The 17,797-nt window shown below is 61.8% G+C and carries 18 protein-coding genes; 1 reads left to right on the forward strand and 17 read right to left on the reverse strand.

All coding sequences use genetic code 11. From position 1 onward, the window contains the following. Positions 1 to 4 precede the first annotated feature (4 nt). Positions 5 to 1,051, forward strand: a complete 1,047-nt coding sequence (locus HMPREF3162_RS00805) for an HhH-GPD family protein (RefSeq protein WP_070776573.1) — start codon at positions 5 to 7, stop codon at positions 1,049 to 1,051. Here the strand turns inward: HMPREF3162_RS00805 and HMPREF3162_RS00810 are convergent. The 17 genes from HMPREF3162_RS00810 to folP form a co-directional block, all read right to left on the reverse strand. Continuing rightward, positions 1,014 to 1,622 (reverse strand): amino-acid N-acetyltransferase, encoded by a 609-nt coding sequence (locus HMPREF3162_RS00810; RefSeq protein WP_070776574.1) that lies wholly within the window; start codon positions 1,620 to 1,622, stop codon positions 1,014 to 1,016. The genes HMPREF3162_RS00805 and HMPREF3162_RS00810 overlap by 38 nt on opposite strands. 61 nt (positions 1,623 to 1,683) lie before the next feature. Further along, on the reverse strand, positions 1,684 to 4,308 hold the full coding sequence (locus tag HMPREF3162_RS00815; protein ID WP_070776575.1) for an ATP-dependent Clp protease ATP-binding subunit: 2,625 nt from the start codon (positions 4,306 to 4,308) through the stop codon (positions 1,684 to 1,686). 132 nt (positions 4,309 to 4,440) lie between these two features. Next, positions 4,441 to 4,770 carry a histone-like nucleoid-structuring protein Lsr2 gene (locus tag HMPREF3162_RS00820; protein WP_070573302.1) on the reverse strand — a complete coding sequence of 110 codons (330 nt, stop codon included), beginning with the start codon at positions 4,768 to 4,770 and terminating at the stop codon, positions 4,441 to 4,443. Continuing rightward, entirely contained in the window at positions 4,739 to 4,987 is a 249-nt protein-coding gene (locus HMPREF3162_RS00825) for a hypothetical protein (protein ID WP_070573300.1), read from the reverse strand. The genes HMPREF3162_RS00820 and HMPREF3162_RS00825 overlap by 32 nt, the downstream gene beginning before the upstream one ends. A gap of 58 nt (positions 4,988 to 5,045) precedes the next feature. Further along, positions 5,046 to 6,593: a lysine--tRNA ligase gene (gene lysS / locus HMPREF3162_RS00830; RefSeq protein ID WP_070776576.1), complete on the reverse strand. Its 1,548-nt coding sequence runs from the start codon at positions 6,591 to 6,593 to the stop codon at positions 5,046 to 5,048. Positions 6,594 to 6,670: 77 nt separating this feature from the next. Next, positions 6,671 to 7,453 (reverse strand): MBL fold metallo-hydrolase, encoded by a 783-nt coding sequence (locus tag HMPREF3162_RS00835; protein ID WP_070776577.1) that lies wholly within the window; start codon positions 7,451 to 7,453, stop codon positions 6,671 to 6,673. Beyond that, positions 7,450 to 8,616 carry an ABC transporter ATP-binding protein gene (locus HMPREF3162_RS00840; RefSeq protein ID WP_070776578.1) on the reverse strand — a complete coding sequence of 389 codons (1,167 nt, stop codon included), beginning with the start codon at positions 8,614 to 8,616 and terminating at the stop codon, positions 7,450 to 7,452. Before HMPREF3162_RS00840 ends, HMPREF3162_RS00835 begins: the two co-directional genes overlap by 4 nt. Beyond that, positions 8,613 to 9,479, reverse strand: coding sequence for an ABC transporter permease (locus HMPREF3162_RS00845; RefSeq protein ID WP_176747319.1), 867 nt, complete (start codon positions 9,477 to 9,479; stop codon positions 8,613 to 8,615). Before HMPREF3162_RS00845 ends, HMPREF3162_RS00840 begins: the two co-directional genes overlap by 4 nt. After that, entirely contained in the window at positions 9,476 to 10,312 is an 837-nt protein-coding gene (locus tag HMPREF3162_RS00850; RefSeq protein WP_070776579.1) for an ABC transporter permease, read from the reverse strand. The genes HMPREF3162_RS00845 and HMPREF3162_RS00850 overlap by 4 nt, the downstream gene beginning before the upstream one ends. Before the next feature lie 2 nt (positions 10,313 to 10,314). Further along, positions 10,315 to 11,352, reverse strand: coding sequence for an extracellular solute-binding protein (locus HMPREF3162_RS00855; RefSeq protein WP_070776580.1), 1,038 nt, complete (start codon positions 11,350 to 11,352; stop codon positions 10,315 to 10,317). Positions 11,353 to 11,385: 33 nt separating this feature from the next. Then, entirely contained in the window at positions 11,386 to 12,201 is an 816-nt protein-coding gene (locus HMPREF3162_RS00860) for a glycerophosphodiester phosphodiesterase (RefSeq protein ID WP_070573290.1), read from the reverse strand. A gap of 185 nt (positions 12,202 to 12,386) precedes the next feature. Then, positions 12,387 to 13,271, reverse strand: a complete 885-nt coding sequence (locus tag HMPREF3162_RS00865; protein ID WP_070776581.1) for a Rossmann-like and DUF2520 domain-containing protein — start codon at positions 13,269 to 13,271, stop codon at positions 12,387 to 12,389. A 10-nt stretch (positions 13,272 to 13,281) separates the two neighbouring features. After that, the gene (locus HMPREF3162_RS00870; protein WP_070776582.1) at positions 13,282 to 15,069 is read right to left on the reverse strand and encodes a PH domain-containing protein; all 1,788 of its coding nucleotides are present in this window, start codon (positions 15,067 to 15,069) and stop codon (positions 13,282 to 13,284) included. Then, positions 15,069 to 15,557 (reverse strand): PH domain-containing protein, encoded by a 489-nt coding sequence (locus HMPREF3162_RS00875; RefSeq protein ID WP_070573284.1) that lies wholly within the window; start codon positions 15,555 to 15,557, stop codon positions 15,069 to 15,071. Before HMPREF3162_RS00875 ends, HMPREF3162_RS00870 begins: the two co-directional genes overlap by 1 nt. Then, complete coding sequence (locus tag HMPREF3162_RS00880) at positions 15,554 to 16,012, reverse strand: DUF3180 domain-containing protein (protein WP_070776583.1); 459 nt, start codon at positions 16,010 to 16,012, stop codon at positions 15,554 to 15,556. The genes HMPREF3162_RS00875 and HMPREF3162_RS00880 overlap by 4 nt, the downstream gene beginning before the upstream one ends. Before the next feature lies 1 nt (position 16,013). Next, positions 16,014 to 16,958: a 2-amino-4-hydroxy-6-hydroxymethyldihydropteridine diphosphokinase gene (folK, locus tag HMPREF3162_RS00885; protein ID WP_070776584.1), complete on the reverse strand. Its 945-nt coding sequence runs from the start codon at positions 16,956 to 16,958 to the stop codon at positions 16,014 to 16,016. After that, complete coding sequence (gene folP, locus HMPREF3162_RS00890; RefSeq protein ID WP_070776585.1) at positions 16,955 to 17,797, reverse strand: dihydropteroate synthase; 843 nt, start codon at positions 17,795 to 17,797, stop codon at positions 16,955 to 16,957. The genes folK and folP overlap by 4 nt, the downstream gene beginning before the upstream one ends.

The raw sequence follows: 17,797 nt of genomic DNA on the forward strand, positions 1-17,797 counted from the left end.
CCCTTTGAGCGTACGTCGCCACACCGCTTCCGTCCGTGGGACACACCGCCGACCGGATGATCTGGAAGCTCTGCACACCGCGGTGATCGACTGGTTTGCCCGGCACGAGCGCCCACTGCCTTGGCGCAGGCCCGGCACATCCGCGTGGGGTGTTCTGGTGTCCGAGGTGATGTCGCAGCAGACACCCATGTCCCGTGTGGCACCCCGCTGGACCGAGTGGATGCGCAAGTGGCCCACCCCCGCGGACCTGGCCTCCGCCTCGACTGCGGATGTTCTTCTGGCCTGGGACACGCTGGGCTATCCTCGGCGCGCACTGCGACTGCAGGAGTGCGCGCGCGTGATTGTCGCCGACCACGGCGGGCAGGTGCCGAACGATGAGGACACCCTGCTGAGTCTGCCCGGAATCGGGGCCTACACGGCGGCTGCCGTCGCGGGGTTTGCCTTCGGGGCGCGCACGGCGATCCTGGACGTCAACATCCGCCGGGTGCTCGCCCGGGCGGTTGACGGCCATGAGCACCCCGGCAGCGCCACAAAGGCCGAGGCGGCCTGGGCCCGGGAACTGCTCCCGCAGGAACCGCAGCAGTCTGTCCGCTGGAATGCCGGGACCATGGAGCTTGGCGCTTTGGTGTGTACATCTCGCAGCCCGCGGTGCGAAGACTGCCCGCTGCTTTCAAGCTGCGCTTGGGTGTTGGCGGGCAAGCCGTCCAGTCCAGAGCGCAAACCGAAAACCCAGGCCTGGCACGGAACCGACCGTCAGCTGCGCGGAGCGATCATGGGTCTGCTGCGCACTGCCCACGGATGTCCCGTGCGTGCGGATCTGCTTGTCGCAGACACCGTCGATTTCGATGTGGACGCGAATCTTGTGCTGCCGACCGAGGTGCAGGATGGGATTGCGAAAGTGCGTCGCCTAGCTGACGGCACGAGGGTTTCGCGCCTCATTGACGACCTTGAGGCCGATGGGCTGCTGTGCCGACAGCCGCCAGAACAGCCGGGAGCGCACAACGGCAGCGTTCTCACGCTTCCGCAGGGGCAGACTCGGTCAGATCGATGATCATGCGCTTATTGCCCAGAGTGTTCGGCTTGACGCGGGCAAGGTCGAGAAACTCAGCGGTTCCTTCGTCAGTTGAGTGAAGGAGCTCTTGGAACACGGTTGGGGAAACCGGGATGCCCGAAATCTGCTCAAAGCCCAGACTGGTGAAGAACTCGGTTTCAAAGGTCAGGCAGAAGACTTTTTTGATGCCCATGATGCGGGCCTCTTCCAGCAGCGTGGTGATGAGGGTGCGCCCCACTCCCCTGCGTCGGTAGTCCGCACTTGTGGCAACTGTGCGGACCTCGGCGATTTCATCCCAGAAAACGTGCAGGGCGGCACAGCCGGCCAGGGTTTCAGTGCCGTCTTCGTGGATATCGACGATCACCCGGAACTGCTGCAGGGCCTCAAAAAAGCTGACCATGTCCTTTGCCACCAAGACGCGCTCATCGACCAGCGGCTGGGTCAGCGCATTGATCTTCGCAGCATCGCCTGCCCGCGCCCTGCGCAGGCAGAGGCCGCTTTCGAGTCTGATCGGCGCATACGCATGTGACAGCTGCCGGGCAATGGGGTCTGCGGGGGTGTTGGCGGACATGCCCTCAGTGTAGAAGGACCCGCGAACGGCGTTTCGTTCGCGGGTCCTTCCTCAGAGTCGACTAGAGCCGATCCGTGTCAGTGGAGGTTTCTGCCCCAGCTTCGTAGGCTGTGCCCCCATCCGAGCTGTCGTCAATGCTGTGCGAAGCGGCGGCATTGGCCGGTCCGGCTTCTGCGATAGCACCGGTTTCGTCTTCGTCATCAACGCCGACTTTGACGGGTACGCGGTTTTCGCTGACGCCCTTGAAAGTGAATTCGGCGTCTGCGCCTTCGCCTTCGACATCGACGTAGATGGTCTGTCCGGGCCGGATTTCGTTGAACAGAATCCGCTCGGACAGCGGGTCTTCGACTTCGCGTGCAATCGTGCGGCGCAGTGGGCGCGCGCCGAGCACCGGGTCGAAACCGCGATCGGCAAGCACCTGGCGAGCTTCCTGAGTCACTTCGATCGTCATGGACTGGTCGGCCAGACGGTCGCTTAGGCGGTTGATGAACAGGTCGACGATCTTGATGATGTCTTCCTTGTTCAGCTGCGGGAACACGATGGTGTCGTCAACACGGTTGAGGAACTCAGGGCGGAAGTGCTGTTTGAGCTCTTCGGACACCCGCTGCTTCATGCGGTCGTACGATGCGTCGGCATCGCCTTCGACCTGGAAGCCCATGGGTGTGCCGCGGTTGATTTCGCGGGTTCCCAGGTTGGTGGTCATGATGATGATCGTGTTCTTGAAGTCGATTTCGCGGCCCTGGGAGTCTGTCAGACGACCGTCTTCCAGAATCTGCAGCAGCGAGTTGAAGATATCGGCGTGCGCCTTTTCGACTTCGTCGAACAGCACAACCGAGAACGGGTTGCGGCGAACCTTTTCGGTCAGCTGCCCACCCTCGTCGTAGCCGACGTAGCCGGGAGGCGAACCGAACAGGCGGGACACCGTGTGCTTCTCGGAGAATTCCGACATGTCCAGCGTGATCAGTGCAGACTCATCGCCGAACAGGAATTCGGCCAGGGCCTTGGCCAGTTCGGTCTTGCCGACACCGGTGGGACCGGCGAAGATGAACGAACCAGAGGGACGGCGCGGGTCTTTCAGGCCTGCGCGGGTACGGCGAATAGCACGCGAGATCGACTTGACGGCTTCCTTCTGGCCGATGATCCGCTTGTGCAGTTCGTCTTCCATGCGCAGCAGACGCGAAGACTCTTCTTCTGTGAGCTTGAAGACCGGAATTCCGGTGGACTGTGCCAGGACTTCCGCAATGAGCTCTTCGTCGACGATTGCCCCGGCACCCTGGTTTTTCTTCTTCCAGTCCTTTTCGGCGCTGTCACGCTGCTCCGTCAGGTCCATTTCCTCCTGGCGGGCGTTTGCGGCGGTTTCGAAGTCCTGCTTGCTGATCGCATCTTCTTTGCGCTTCTTGGCGTCGGCGATCTTGTCGTCGAGCTCTTTGAGCTCAGACGGCTGGGACATGCGGGTGATGCGCAGCTTCGCGCCGGCTTCGTCAATCAGGTCGATTGCCTTATCCGGCAGGAACCTGTCGTTGATGTAGCGGTCCGAGAGGTTGACTGCCGCGGCCAGCGCTCCGTCCGTGATGGTCACCTTGTGGTGGTTTTCGTACTTGTCGCGCAGGCCCTTCATGATCTTGATGGCGTCCGACAGTGTGGGTTCGGGCACCTGGATGGGCTGGAAGCGACGTTCGAGCGCGGCGTCCTTTTCGATGTTCTTGCGGTACTCATCGAGTGTTGTCGCACCGATCGTCTGCAGTTCACCGCGGGCGAGCATCGGCTTGAGGATCGAGGCGGCATCGATTGCGCCTTCTGCCGCACCGGCTCCTACGAGCGTGTGGATTTCGTCAATGAACAGGATGATGTCGCCGCGGGTGCGGATCTCTTTGAGCACCTTCTTCAGGCGCTCTTCGAAGTCGCCGCGGTAGCGGGATCCGGCCACGAGGGAGCCGAGGTCCAGCGTGTACAGCTGCTTGTCCTGCAGCGGTTCGGGAACATCGCCGGCGACGATCGCCTGTGCGAGGCCTTCCACCACCGCGGTCTTGCCGACGCCCGGTTCGCCGATGAGCACCGGGTTGTTTTTGGTTCGGCGGGAAAGAACCTGCATTACGCGGTTCTGCTGTTCACGACGACCGATGACGGGGTCGAGGCTGCCTTCGCGGGCTGCCTGTGTCAGGTTGCGGCCGAACTGGTCCAAGACGAGCGAACCGGACGGCTGGCCCTCTTCGCGGCCCCCGGATCCGGCGGTTGCAGGCTCTTTGCCCTGGTAGCCGGAGATGAGCTTGATGACTTCCTGGCGCACGCGCGGAAGGTCGGCGCCGAGCTTGACCAGCACCTGCGCGGCAACGCCCTCGCCTTCGCGAATGAGGCCCAGCAGAATGTGCTCTGTGCCGATATAGGTGTGGCCCAGCTGCAGGGCTTCGCGAAGCGAGAGTTCGAGGACTTTCTTAGCCCGCGGGGTGAAGGGAATGTGGCCGGAGGGGGCCTGCTGGCCTTCGCCGATGATTTCAGTGACCTGGCTGCGCACCTGCTCGAGCGAGATGTCCAGGCTTTCGAGTGCCTTGGCGGCAATGCCTTCGCCTTCGTGAATGAGGCCGAGCAGGATGTGTTCCGTGCCGATGTAGTTGTGTTTGAGCAGCTTGGCTTCTTCCTGAGCCAAGACCACTACTCGTCGGGCACGGTCGGTAAACCGTTCGAACATTAGCCCTCCTGGGTCGCTGTACGGTTCGCAATTTCTAGCACTTTAACCACGCGGAAGCGGGTTTTATTGCGATTTCGCCCTCAGCCGAAGCGTTTCGGCTGAGGGCGAAATTCTGCTGGTGCCCGTTTGGGATCAGTGGGCTTTGTCGTATGCCTCGATGATCTCGGCGCGAATGCGGCCGCGGTCCGAGACGTCATAGCCGTGGCTGCGTGCCCAGTCGCGGATCTCGGTCAGGTCCGAACGGCCGGCTTTCTTGCCGGCGCGCTTGCGCCCGGCCGAAGCCGGGCTTTCTGCACGCCGGGCGACTTTGACGTAGTTGCCCAGCAGTTCACGCAGCCGGGATGCGTTGTCTGCGGTCAGTTCGATTTCGTAGAACTTGCCGTCGATTCCGAACTCGACGGTTTCGTCGGCATCTTCACCTGTCAGATCATCAATGAGGACGGTCGTCACTTTGCGAGCCATCGTGCTCGTCCTTTCGTGGTTCTTCGGAAACCTCTCGCGGCTGCGCAGCGTTTTCGCGCTGAGCGTTATCACGCTGGGCCTTGTGGATTTCCATTTCTGCGTAGTAGCGGTCCATTTCCTTCCGTTCGGTGCTGTCGGACTTGATGATCGCGCGCAGCACGTACCAGAAGAGAAGTCCAACCACGATGGAAGGAAGAAGCACCTTCAAATATTCCACAGGAGTCCTTAATGATCAAAACCCGCCAGGGCCGCCGAAATGAACAGTGACTATATTCTCAGCTGCCCAAAGGCTTAACGAATGGGAAAAGCACGGTCTCGCGAATGCCCAAGCCTGTCAGCGCCATAAGCAGGCGGTCAATTCCGATGCCGACACCGCCGGACGGAGGCATGCCGTGCTCCATTGCCCGCAGGAACTCTTCGTCAAGCGGCATGGCTTCGGCATCGCCTTCGGCGGCGTCCTTTGCCTGCTCTTCGAAACGCTCACGCTGAATGACTGGGTCCACGAGCTCAGAATATCCGGTTGCCAATTCGAAGCCGCGAACGTAAAGGTCCCACTTTTCGACGACCCCCTTCTTTTCCGGGTGTTCGCGCACCAGCGGCGAGGTGTCGACCGGAAAATCGGTTACGAAGATCGGGCCTTCGAGTTTGCCTTCGTGGAAGTGCTCCCACAGTTCTTCCACGTATTTGCCGTGGGACTTGAACACGCCCTCCATGTCGACGTTGTGCCTGTCGGCGATGCGCACGAGCTCATCGATTGGCGTTTCCGGGGTAATGTCCTCACCGGATTCGGCTGCCAGCGATTCGTACATCGAAATCCACGGCCATTCGCCGCCGAGGTCGTATTCGGTGCCGTCGTGCAGAGTGACGACGGTTGAGCCGGTGGCATCAAGCGCGGCGTTCTGAATGAGCTTTTGGGTCAGTGCTGCCGCGGATTTGAAATCGCCGTACGCTTCATAGAATTCGAGCATTGCGAATTCCGGGGAGTGTGTGGCGTCAACGCCCTCATTGCGGAAGTTGCGGTTGATTTCAAAGATCTTGTCAAGTCCGCCGACAACGGCTTTTTTGAGGAACAGTTCGGGGGCAATGCGCAGGAACAGCTCCATGTCGTAGGCGTTGATGTGGGTTTTGAAGGGACGCGCCGCAGCACCGGACGGGATGACCTGGAGCATGGGCGTTTCGACTTCGATGAAGCCTTCGTCTTCAAATGTGTGGCGCAGGGAGGACATGACCTTGGAGCGGGTGCGGACCATGTCCCTGGCTGCCGGGCGCATGATGAGGTCGAGGTAGCGCTGGCGCACGCGGCCCTCTTCGTCGAGCTGCGTGTGCATGGGCGGCAGGGGTCGGATGGCCTTGGAAGCCATCTGCCAGCTGTCCGCCATAACGGAAAGTTCGCCGCGGCGGGATGAAATGACGCGTCCGTGGAGGAACACGTGGTCGCCGAGGTCGACATCTGCCTTCCACTGGCTGAGGGCGTCTTCGCCGACTTCTTTGAGCGACAGCATGCCCTGCAGCTGAGTGCCGTCACCGGCCATGAGGGTCACAAAGCACAGTTTTCCGGTGTTGCGCTGAAAGACCACGCGACCGGCGACGCCGACGATGTCGTCGGTTTCGTCGCCGGCTTCGAGGTGGGCGTACTTGTCGCGGATCTCGCCGAAGCTGTGGGTGATGTCGACCCGCACGGGATAGGCTTCGCGGCCCTCTTCGAGCAGACGGGCGCGCTTTTCTTTGCGGATGCGCAGCTGTTCGGGGTCGAGGTGCTCGGGAGTTTCGGCGTCTTCACCGCTGGTGGGCACAGTTGTGTCCGGTTCAAGATTTTCAGGCATGGTCTAAGGATAGCGAAGGGGCTTGACCTTGAACCACGGCGAGGCACTCGTCGGAAGTCGACCCTTCCCCGCTGAACTCAGCTTTCAGACCCAAGCTGAAACCTGTCCCCGGGAGCGCACATTGTGACCTTCCCGTCGAAGACTTCCCGAACCTCCGCCTCGATGTCCCGAATATGGTCGGGATCAGCCAGGTGAGTCACCGCGAGGTGCTCAACCCCGGCTTGCCGAGCCAGCTGGCCGACCATGTGCCCATCCAAGTGCCCGTGGCCTGTGACATCGACGTTGTCGGCGGCACGGTAGGTGCATTCGGCCAACAGCAGCGAAGCCCCGCGGGAGAATTCAACAAGCTCGTCTGTCAGGCCCGTGTCAGCTGTGTACACAAAGCCGAGGTCCGGAAACTTGATGCTCATGGTGGGCACGGGGTGGTCTGCCAGGATTGTCTGCACCCGGTTTCCCAACACCTCGAAGTCTTCCCCGGGCTCGCGGACATTCATTTCGAAACGGCTGCCAAGGGGCGTCTTCATCGTGTCCAGCGTTGGGATCCCGTAGACGTCGTCGAGTTTCGGAAGCCGGGAGACCAGGTCTTCCGGGGCATACAGGGGCACAGAGGGCAGCACCTGCGGAAAAGAGCGCCGGTACGCCAGTACCGGCAGGTCAGCGCTGTGATCGGCGTGCGAGTGCGATACAAGGAGCGCATTGACATCGCTGAGTCTGCGGTCCTTGGCCAAGCCGCCGATCACACCGGGACCGCAGTCGATGAGGATGGAGCCGGTCGGTGTGGTGAGCAGGTAGCCGGATGCCGGACCGAGATGCGTCGGCGCGGTTGCCGATGCTCCGATGACTGTCAGTTCTGCTTTCATTTCTCCACCTGGGGTACGTGCCTGCGTTCACTTGCTCGGATCAGCGTCCGCTGTCCGACTTCCATACGGACCCGCGCCTCCGCAGGCACTCGCAGTCCGTCTCCGAGTTCTGCTCGCACGACGAACCCGTCGCCGCGATACTCTACTTCTTTCACTACGCCGAAGACCTTGCCGAGGTTCGAGGTGCTGGTCGGCTCGCTCTCAGTTGGCCGCCCGGCTTCTTCGGACTCGCCGTCCGCGGGCGCCGCGTCGAAGTCAACTGACCGGACTGCCAGGCCCATGCTGTCGCCTGCTGTTTCGCGGTTTCCGTCCTCAAACTTGACCGGCACGGACAGACCGGCGCTGATGGCTGCCCGCTGCGGACCGGTGTATTCGACCACCGGCAGAATGGTTGCGTGCCCGAGGAATTCCGCGGCCCAAGCTGAGTTCGGACGGGCCCATACTGATTCGGGTTTGCCGGCCTGTTCGATGCGACCGCTGTTCATCATGACCAGGTGATCGGCCATTGCGAGCGCCTCTTCTTGATCGTGGGTGACGATCACTGTGGTTACACCGGCCCTGCGAATCATTTTTCGCAGATCCGCTCGCAGCTGTCCGCGAAGCTGCGGGTCGAGAGCACCGAGCGGTTCGTCGAGAAGAAGCACCTTCGGGTTGGGCGCCAGCGCACGGGCAATGGCAACGCGCTGACGCTGACCGCCGGACAGTTCGTCGGGGGCGCGGTCGGCCAGTTCGCTGATCCGGCACAGTGCCAGCATCTCCTGCACTCGCTCGATGCGCTGTTCTTTGGGCACCTTCTGTGCTCGGAGTCCAAACGCAATATTGCTTTTGACGTCCAGGTGGTCAAACAGTGCGTACTGCTGCGGTACCCAGCCGACCCGCCGTCGACTGACGGGCAGGTGCGTAACGTCGTCAGAGCCGAACCTGATTGTTCCCGCAGTCGGTGTGAGAACGCCGCCGATCGTCTTGAGCAGGGTTGTTTTCCCACAGCCCGAAGGCCCTACGAGAGCAGCGATGTCCCCTGTGCCCAGGGTCATGTTGATGTTCTCCAGCGCTGCCCGATCCACCCCGGGATAGGCAAAGCTGACATTGCCCACCACCAGGCCAGCATCAACGGTTTCCTGACGGGCTGCTTCGACAGACTGTTCAAAGGTGACGGCTGTCATACCGCCCCTCCTTTCTGAACCTGAAACTTCTCCAGCACGATTGCCGGCGGGATGACCATTGCCAAGAAGATTGCGGTCTGCGCCGCTGCCAGCTCGATGCGGCCGGTGATGTAGGTGTCGAACAAGAACACCGGCATCGGCTGTGCGCTGGGTGTGAAGAGAAAGAACGTGACGTTGAATTCGCCCAGCGACATCGTCACGACCATGACCAGCCCGCCGATCAGAGCGCGTCGGACAGCGGGCAGCGTGACTGAGAAGAAGATTTTTGCAGTCCCCATGCCCAGTGAGGAGGCAACCAGTTCCTGCTCTTTGAGCCGTTCGGAGTTTATCGCGGGGATCAGTGCGCTGAGCAGAAACGGCAGGGTGTAGAGAACGTGGCCGGCTACCATCAGCCATCCGCTCGGCCGCAGCACCGGGTAGCTCAGGATCAGGGCGAGACCCACGGCTATTCCGGGAATGGCAATCGGAAGCGTCGACACCGACTGCAGCAGTCCTCGGCCTGGAAAGCTGTGCCGCGTGATGAATCGGGCAGCCGGCAGGGCTACCAGGAGGTCCACGATCATGACTATGAGGGCGACCTGCAGGCTGATGAAGACCGACTGATCCATGCGCTGCCACGCTTGCGACAGCCATTGACCCGTCACTCCTCCGCTGAGACCGTCGACCCAGTTCTTGCTGAAGGCAACAGCCAGCAAGACGGGCAGGGGCAACAGGGTGACAGCGCACGCTGCGATCGCAAAGATGAAGCCCACGGCCTGCACTGGGTCTTTTGCACCCTTCGAGTTGTTCTTGCTGCGGGCGGTGCGGAAGGCCGTGGTCGCACCATCGGGCGCGTCCATCTGCTCTGCTGTGGGTGCCGTCATGTTCTCACGCTCACAATCCGTTTGCTTCCCCATGAGTTGACGCCGATGAGCACTGTTGTGGTCACAACGGCCAAGATGATGCTGAGGGTTGCGGCAAGTTCGGGACGAAAGTTCTCTGTGAAGGCGGCCGCTATCTCAAGGGGCATCACCCGCTGTCCCCGAGCCAGAGTCGCTGCTGTGCCGTACGCGCCGAAGGCCGTGGCGAACGCCAGCCCGCTGGCAGAGGCGATCGCCGGACGAAGCGCGGGAATGATGACGCGGCGGTAGACGCCGACCGTGCTTTCGCCCAAACTTCGGGCGGCCTGTACGGTTTCCGGGCGGACTGCAGCAGCTGCCCCGCGGACCACCAGAACGATGCGGGGAATCTGAAAGTACAGGTACCCGAGCGTCAGGCCCGCCCAGGTGTAGGCAATCTGCAGGTGCCGTTGGCCGAGCGCACTTTCAAACGCCAAGGGCACGACTCCCGTGTTGCCGACGAGCAGAATGATGAAGAAGCCGACCACGATGCCGGGCAGACTGAGCGGAATGCTCAGCGCAACTGCCATCCCCCTGGTGAGCGCGGTGTCCTGGGTTCCGATGTACAGCCCGGCAGGCACACAGAGGATAAGCGCAAGGACCGTTGAGAGCAGCGCCAGCACCGCGGTGACGATCATTGCGTTCTGGTAGCGGGAGCTTGTGAGCGCTCCGATGTAGTTGCTGAAGGTGAGGTGGCCGCCGTCATCTGTGAGACTGGCCAGCCCGAGTATGAGCATTGGCCAGATGAGAACGGCCCCGAGCACAATAAGCAGCGGAATCGTCAACACAGCGGCTGCGGCCTTCGACCGGCTGTTCATGGTCAGCCGGTGACCTTCTGGAACTCTTCGATTACGCCGTCTTGGACATCGTTCATCTTTGCAAAGTCAGTGCCTTTGACCAGCTTGTTGTATTCCTCGTCGGAGGGGAAGGCTTCGCTGGCGGACTCGGGGAGTTCGATGTCTTTAACGGGTTTCAGGTAGCTTTCGGCAAAGAGCTTCTGGGCTTCCTCTGACAGTACGTAGTCGAGAAGCTTCTTGCCGTTGTCGCCATTGGGCCCGTTCTTCACGAGGCTCATGGTGTAGGGAATGCTCAGTGTTCCTTCACACGGGTAGACGACTTCAATCGGCGAACCTTCCGCGGCAAGCTGGTATCCGTTGAAGTCGGCGTCGATGAGGATCGGGATTTCACCCTGCTGTACCGACGAGGTGGCGGTCTGCGCTGGGTTCTTCACGCCGTTTTCAGCCATTTTCTCGGCCCATTCGAGTCCCGGCTTGAAGTCATCGAGCGAACCGCCGAGCGCCTGGTTTGCTCCCGTCAACACCGAGTACCCGACAGCGGCCTGGGCGGGGTCCAGGTAGCCCACCTTGTCCTTGTACTTAGGGTCGGTGAGGTCGTTCCAGCACTTGGGAACTTCAACGTCACCAAGCTCCTTGGTGTTGACGAGCATCGCCACGGCACCCTGATGAACAGCGGTCCAATTGCCCTCGGGGTCTTTGAGGTTTTCGTCGATGTCGTCGAAGCCTTCGGGTTTGTACGGTTCAATAAGCCCTTCGTCCTGGGCCTGCATGCCGAAGACGATTCCGTAGTACGCAACGTCTGCTGCCGGTGATTCCTTTTCAGCCGTGAGTGCTGCGAGCGTCTGCCCGGAGTTCTTCGGGTCGTTGGGAGCTTCGATGCCGGTTGACTCGGTGAACTGCTTCAGAACATCGTCCCAGTTGGCCCACTCCTGGGGCGTGTTGTAGGAAACGACGGTGCCCGAACCGTCGGCGTAATCGCCTCCGCTGCCCCCAATGGAACAGGCGGCAAGGGCAAATGCGGACAGTGATGCAACAACTGCTGCTGAAAGTGAGCGGCGCATGTTTTCTCCTTTGTGAGGTTCTCGGTGGTGGTGTCAGCGACCGAGGCGCTGGTGAAGGTCATCAAGACGGTCCGTCATGAACATGTCGACGTTCATGTCGATTGCCTTCTGGTTGTCTTTCTCAAAAGCGTCGGGCCAACCCCAAGCGGAAACGGTCAGTCCCAGGGATTTCGCATAGGCGACGGTTTCCGGGCGCAAAGCGTCAAGGTTGATGTTGATGGCATCAAAGCCCTGTTTCGCGGTGGAGGAAACCCAGGCCCGGCTGACGGGGCCTTCACCGGTCCAGGTACGAACACGCATGAGTTTGATACCGGTTTTCTGGTCTTTGATTGTCTTCAGGCCCAAGTCGCTGAAGCCTGATACCCAGGCACGACTCGATTGGCCGTGTTCCTCTATTTCCTGTGCCAGGCGTCGAGCGCCTTTCACCGTTGTCAGCCCCGTGTGCTTGAACTCGTACACGAAGTTCACGGCAGTCTGCTTGCCGAAAGCAGCGAAGACGTCATCCAGGGTCGGCAGCTGGCAATTCTCTTCGATCCTTTTAGCTGAACCAGAGTCGATGAGAGCGGTGCCGCCAGGGCCCTTGCAGAGGTTGTCGTGTGACAGATAGAACTTGTCGCTGGCGATGTTGTAGTGGACGTCGATTTCGACCCAGTCGGCGCCCTTGGCGACGGCTGACTCGATCCCAGCGAGTGAATTATCGGGGTGGTGTTCCTTGTCGCCGCGGTGAGCGACGCTTTGCAGAGCCGACCCGCTGTTCTGCACTTCAGCCGCAGCAACCGGGCCAGCGGCTAGAACACCACCAAAAAGCGCACATGAAGCAGCCAGCTTAATGAGGGTACGGTGAAACATTGCGTGTCCAGGCCTCCATCGGTCGGGCGGGGCAATGCATGCCCACTCGAAAGACAACGAAGCCCAACCTAGGAATGATCTATGGCTGCCGGGTGGCTCCGGCGTGAACAATCAGCTTCATCGAGTGAACTCAGGGGGCGCTAGGGTCCCCACCCGTTCACCACCGCGGCTCAGGTCGGAAAAGCTCAGCCCAGAAGGTCGAGAATGTTCTGCGCCTGTTTGTCGCTGATAGTGCCGTTGGCAAGCGCCCGCTGGACCGTCGCGCGTGCCACGGCCCGGTATGAGTGGCCCGTGTCAGCCAGTTCCGCGGCTGTTTCGTCAAGTGCTGCCAGGTGTGCCCGCACTGTCGATGCGTCACCGCGGGATACCGGCCCGGTGAGAGTGCGCACTCCACTGCGCAGCACATTCGATGTGCTTGCAGCCACCAGCTCTTCCAGCACCTGCCCCGGATCTTCTATGCCGATTGATTCGAGCATCTCCATGGCCTGGGCAATGACGACGGCCACGTGGTTTGAAGCGTGTGAACACGCGGCGTGGTAGAGCGCACGATCGGCTTCGGCTACGACAAACGGCTCTCCGCCGATTTCCACCGCGAGCGCCTGGCCGATGGCCAGGAACGTCTTCGGTCCGGTCACAGCGATCGAGGTGCGGCGCAGCCTCTCGAGGTCCATTGACGTTCCCGTAAACGACAGGGCCGGGTGCAGCGCCAGTGTGATCGCCCCGCGGGCAGCGGCTGGCGCCAGAATATCTGCACCGTACCTGCCCGAAAAGTGCATGACGATCTGCCCAGGCGAGAACCGCCCCAGCTCGGCAAGCCCTGACACCAGGTCACCCAGCTGGTCGTCCGGCACCGTGAAGATGACCAGTTCGGCCCGTTCGAGGATTTCCTCCACCTCGAGAATGGGGATGTCCGGCAGCATTGCCTCGGCCCGGTCCAAGGTGGCCTCGGAGCCTCCTGTGACGCCGACGATCGCGTGCCCGGCACTGCGCAGGGCGGCCCCGATGACCGCACCGACTTTTCCAGTGCCGATGATCCCGACTCCCAAGCGGGTCTGATCGTCCAGGTTCACGTGGGTCCTCTCAGGCGGCGTCCATGGCAGCACGCGCACGCTGGGTGTGCTGCGCGTAGTCGAACAGAAGCTTCCGTGCGGTGTGCTCATCCAGGTGTTCGATGTACGGCTTCACGGGCCCGCGGGTGGAGTGCAAGTACACGGTCGCTACTTTGAAGGACCTCTGAATGGGCCCCTGATTCCACCCGAGGGACTGCACGCGAGCGTGTGGAACGAATATTGCCCGGCGGGTGAATCGGCCGGTGCGCACAGCCATAACCGCCCTTGTGACAGCCCATCCGCTGCGACCCCGGTTGAGCGGATCGAGCCAGCGGGTTCGCTCGGGCTGCTGGGCAAACAGGCCCGGTAGGCCGGAGGGTTTGGCGAAGGTGCCTGCGACCGCCTCGTGAATGACATCGCCGGGCGCAACAGAGTGACCCGAATTGAGTTCGCCCACACCGTCCGGCAGGACTAAGCCCATGAGCGTCTGCACATCGGTCAGTGAGCCCACCGGCAGGAGCGTCTTTCCTTCCTTGCCGGATTCTCCGGCGGTGTTGAACATCACCCGGTACCACCCGGCAATGCGCCACATGAACGGCTGGCGAATCTCGACCGCCTGCAGACGGTCAAGCGGCACCAGCACCCGCTCAGTGGAGAAAACACCCTGGCTGATCTGCACGCCATCGCCGGTGAGTTTGGCAGAGAAGTTCCCGTAGGTGAAGTTGCTGGTGAACGTTTGAAAGGCCGCAACCGCAAAGCCGAACGCCATGGGCGCCATTGTGGTGAGAATCGCCCCGAGGGCTCCGAAGTCCATGTAGCCAGCCGCAGCCAATCCGATGCACACGCCGACAGCAGCAATAGCAAGCAGAATCAGGGCGAGTGATACGACAACGCCGGTCGTAAGAAAAGCCGACAGGATGGTCCGGTGCAGCGGCACGCGGACGAGTTCGCCATCGGGCTTGATTCGGCCGCTGCGCGTGTACGGCGCAATGAGCTCCTGAAACGACCCCGCCAGATCACTTCCGACGCCTGCGCCGCGCCCGCTGAGCGCCGACACGATCCGGGCTCCGGCCGGCATACCCGGTGCGTTGGGATTGTGCTGGGTGCCGCTGGCGTCACGGCCTGGGCGACCCGCCTGGTTCTGCAGTCCCGGCTGACCAACCTCTGCCGAGGCGCCGCTGAACTGCTCGCTGCCGCCGTCGGCTGTGGGGCCGGTCGGGTTGGGTCCGGTTGGTGCGGCCTCCGGGGCGGCGCCGGTCGGCGCTGCGGCGGCTTTGGCCCGGCGGACATTTGCCAGGATGATGTCGCGCAGCTGTTCGGCCTGTGTCTTTTTCAGGTACAGGATGGTGATGTTGGAATCGCTGCCGCCGGCAACATCGAAAACAAGTGTTGCCAAACCGAAGATGCGCGCCAGGAACGGCTGTTGGACATCGACTGACTGAATGCGGAGGAAATTCGCGTGGCGGTGCGCTTTGGACACTATGCCGTGTTTGTATTCCACCACTCGATCGTCATAGCGGTAGGCCGTCATCTTCCACTGCCAGAACAGCAGACCGACACCGGCGGCAATGATTACGAAGACGGCCAGCAACAGCAGCAGAACGAACATCACCGGCACATCGTCGGCCAGTTCGGAACCCTTGCGAAGATCGGCTTCTCCTCTGAGGATTTCGCCGAACATCCCCTGCAGCAGATTGGCGCCGAAGACGATGACCGCAATAACCGCCGCAACCAGAGCGCCGCCCATCTGCATGACCGGCGTGATCGGGTGAACCCTGTGCCAGACTCCGGGCTCCAGGCGTTTGCTCGCAGCGGTCATCACAGACCAGCCAGGCCGCTCTGGCCGCGTTCAGACAGCAGTTCGCGCAGACGGTCAGCGTCAGCGCGCTTCAGGCCGGGAACGGTTGCATCCGATCCTGCTGAAGCGGTGTGCAGCGTGACGGTGGCAATCCCGAAGACCCGTTCGAGGGGGCCGGCGGTGACATCGACGTACTGCATGCGCGCATAGGGCACTACGACGGTTTCCCGGTACATGATGCCGCGTTCGATCAGCAGGTCTGTGGGCCTGACCTTATAGCCCAGAGCACTGACCTGACGGAAGATGAAGATGCACCGCAGAAGGGGGATGCCCAGTGTCAACAGCAGGGCGATCACGAGCATCCACGGCTTGGCGAAGTCGAATGCGGTGTAGATCACGATGACGATCACCGTGCTCAACACTGCGCTGATGAACGTACTCAGCAGCCGCACGACGGCAAGCCGCTTGTCAACGGGGATGAGTTCGGGTTCGCGCAGGGGAATGCTCATGCGGCGGCTCCTGAAGGATCGTCTGGCGGCAGTTGACAGAAGCGTTCGACCACGATTCCAACCGTCATCAGTCCCGCGGCCACAATAAAAGTACCGAACATGGCCATTGCCGAGCCAGTGCGAAGGAATCCTGCAGACAGCAGAATGTAGACGCCCGAACCCAGGTACCACCCGGACAGTGCCGCTCCGGTCAGCGAACAGGCTTTGGCCATCATCGCCACCCGGGCGGCCTGCAGCGGGTCGATCGGCTGTTTGCGCTCGCCGTCGTTCCACTTCTTGATCGGAATGCCGAGCACAAGGAGTGTTCCGCCCAGCAGAAGCATCCCGACGATCGCCGGCCACGGAACATCGGGAAGCGGATTGCCCCAGCTTTCCAGAACCCAGGACCCGGCTGATCCGACAATGAATCCAATAGCTCCGCCGGTCAGAAGGTTCGATGCTTTGGTTGGGCGCATATCAGTCCAATCGTCGAACAGTCTGCGCTGGTTCAGCCGCCTGCACGCGGCTGCCGGCTTCGCTCACGAGAATCTGCGCCCCACCGTGGCTGATCCGGGCGTGCGGCCTGATTTCTGCCCACGGCACCAGCACGAACGCGCGTTCGTGGGCCCGCGGGTGGGGCAGGGTGAGAATAGGATCGCTGCTGGTGGTCTGCGCATCGGGACTGTCGATGTCGCTGTCGGCGGCAGTCAGCCGAATGATGTCGATGTCCAATGTGCGCGGGCCCCAGCGGACATCGCGCACGCGACCCTGTGCCGCTTCGATTCCCTGCAGCGCAGCCAGGAGCTCACGCGGACTGCAGGCAGCCTCAACGACGGCCGCGCAGTTGACGAAATCGTCCTGCTCCACTCCCCCAACGGGCGCTGTCGCATAGAAGCCGGAAGCGTGCACGACTTCCACCCGCGGCAGGCGGTCAATCGCGTGCAGGGCGTCTTCCAGCTGTCCGCGCGGATTGGCCTTGTTGGCTCCCAACGACAGGATTGCTGTGATGCGCTGCTCTGACGAGGTGCCGCCCGCTCGGGTGGGCGTGTTCGCCTTACCGTGGCTTATGGCGGATGCCCGCACGGTGACATCGGCGAAATCGTGGGCGATCGGCGCCGACGGCTTGTGCACCGTGACTGAGACCGTGCAGGGAATAGTGATGGTCCCTGCAATGGCCCCTGCGATGCGGGCAGCGAGAGCTTCTATGAGGTCGTAGCGCTCGGTGCTGACAATCTTCGCGGCGAGCTCGGCCACCGCCCCGTAGTCCACCGTGTCATCCAGGCGGTCGGTCTGGGCTGCTTGGCTGAAGTCGCCTGTCAGCAGCACGTCCACACTGAATTCCTGGCCGTCTGCCTTTTCGAAGTCAAAAACTCCGTGGTGGCCGTAGGCCCGCAGGCCCGTCAGGTGGATTTCATCCGTCATTGCCGCTGCTTCTTCAGCTGGTAGTCGTGTCCGGCTTTGTCGATCGCATCGCACACGGCAGCGGCCACATAGGAGGTCCGTGCGTCATGCACGCGCACCGCCCACGCTCCAGCGCGTGCAGATACCGCGGTGATCGCGGCAGTTGCGGCATCGCGGTCTGCTTCGCTGGCCTCTGCCGGGTTGTCGGGGTTGATGAGCGAGGCCAGAAAGCGCTTGCGCGAACCGGCCACCAGCAGCCGGTAGCCCAGCTGGCTGAACTCGTCGATTCCGGCCATCAGCTGCCAGTTGTGCTCAGCGTCTTTTGCAAAGCCCAAGCCCGGGTCCAGGATGATTCGCTCGTTCTTCACCCCTGCGGCCAAAGCCGCGTCCGTACGTTCCAGAAGTTCGTCGCGAACCTCGGCGACAACATCGTCATAGGTGTGAGTGGCACGCGCATCGGTCAGCAGTCCCCGCCAGTGCATGACGATGAGCTGCGCATCGGATTTCGCTGCGACGTCGAACATGCGGCTGTCCATTTTTCCAGCCGAAACATCGTTGATGATGTGCGCTCCGACATCGAGCGCGCGCTCCATTGTCGAAGCTCGCATAGTGTCGACACTGACTGTGACGCCTTCGGAAACGAGCTTGTCGACGACCGGCACTACTCGTGCAATCTCTTCGTCTTCCGGCACCCTGGTGGAACCGGGCCGGGTGGATTCACCGCCGACATCGATGATGTCCGCGCCCTGCTCAACGAGTTCCAGTGCGTGTTCGACCGCTGCTGTGTAGTCCAGATAGCGACCGCCATCGGAAAAGGAATCGGCAGTCACATTGAGCACGCCCATGATTTTGGTGCGCAT

Source organism: Brevibacterium sp. HMSC07C04 (genome assembly GCF_001815905.1).
GTDB lineage: Bacteria > Actinomycetota > Actinomycetes > Actinomycetales > Brevibacteriaceae > Brevibacterium.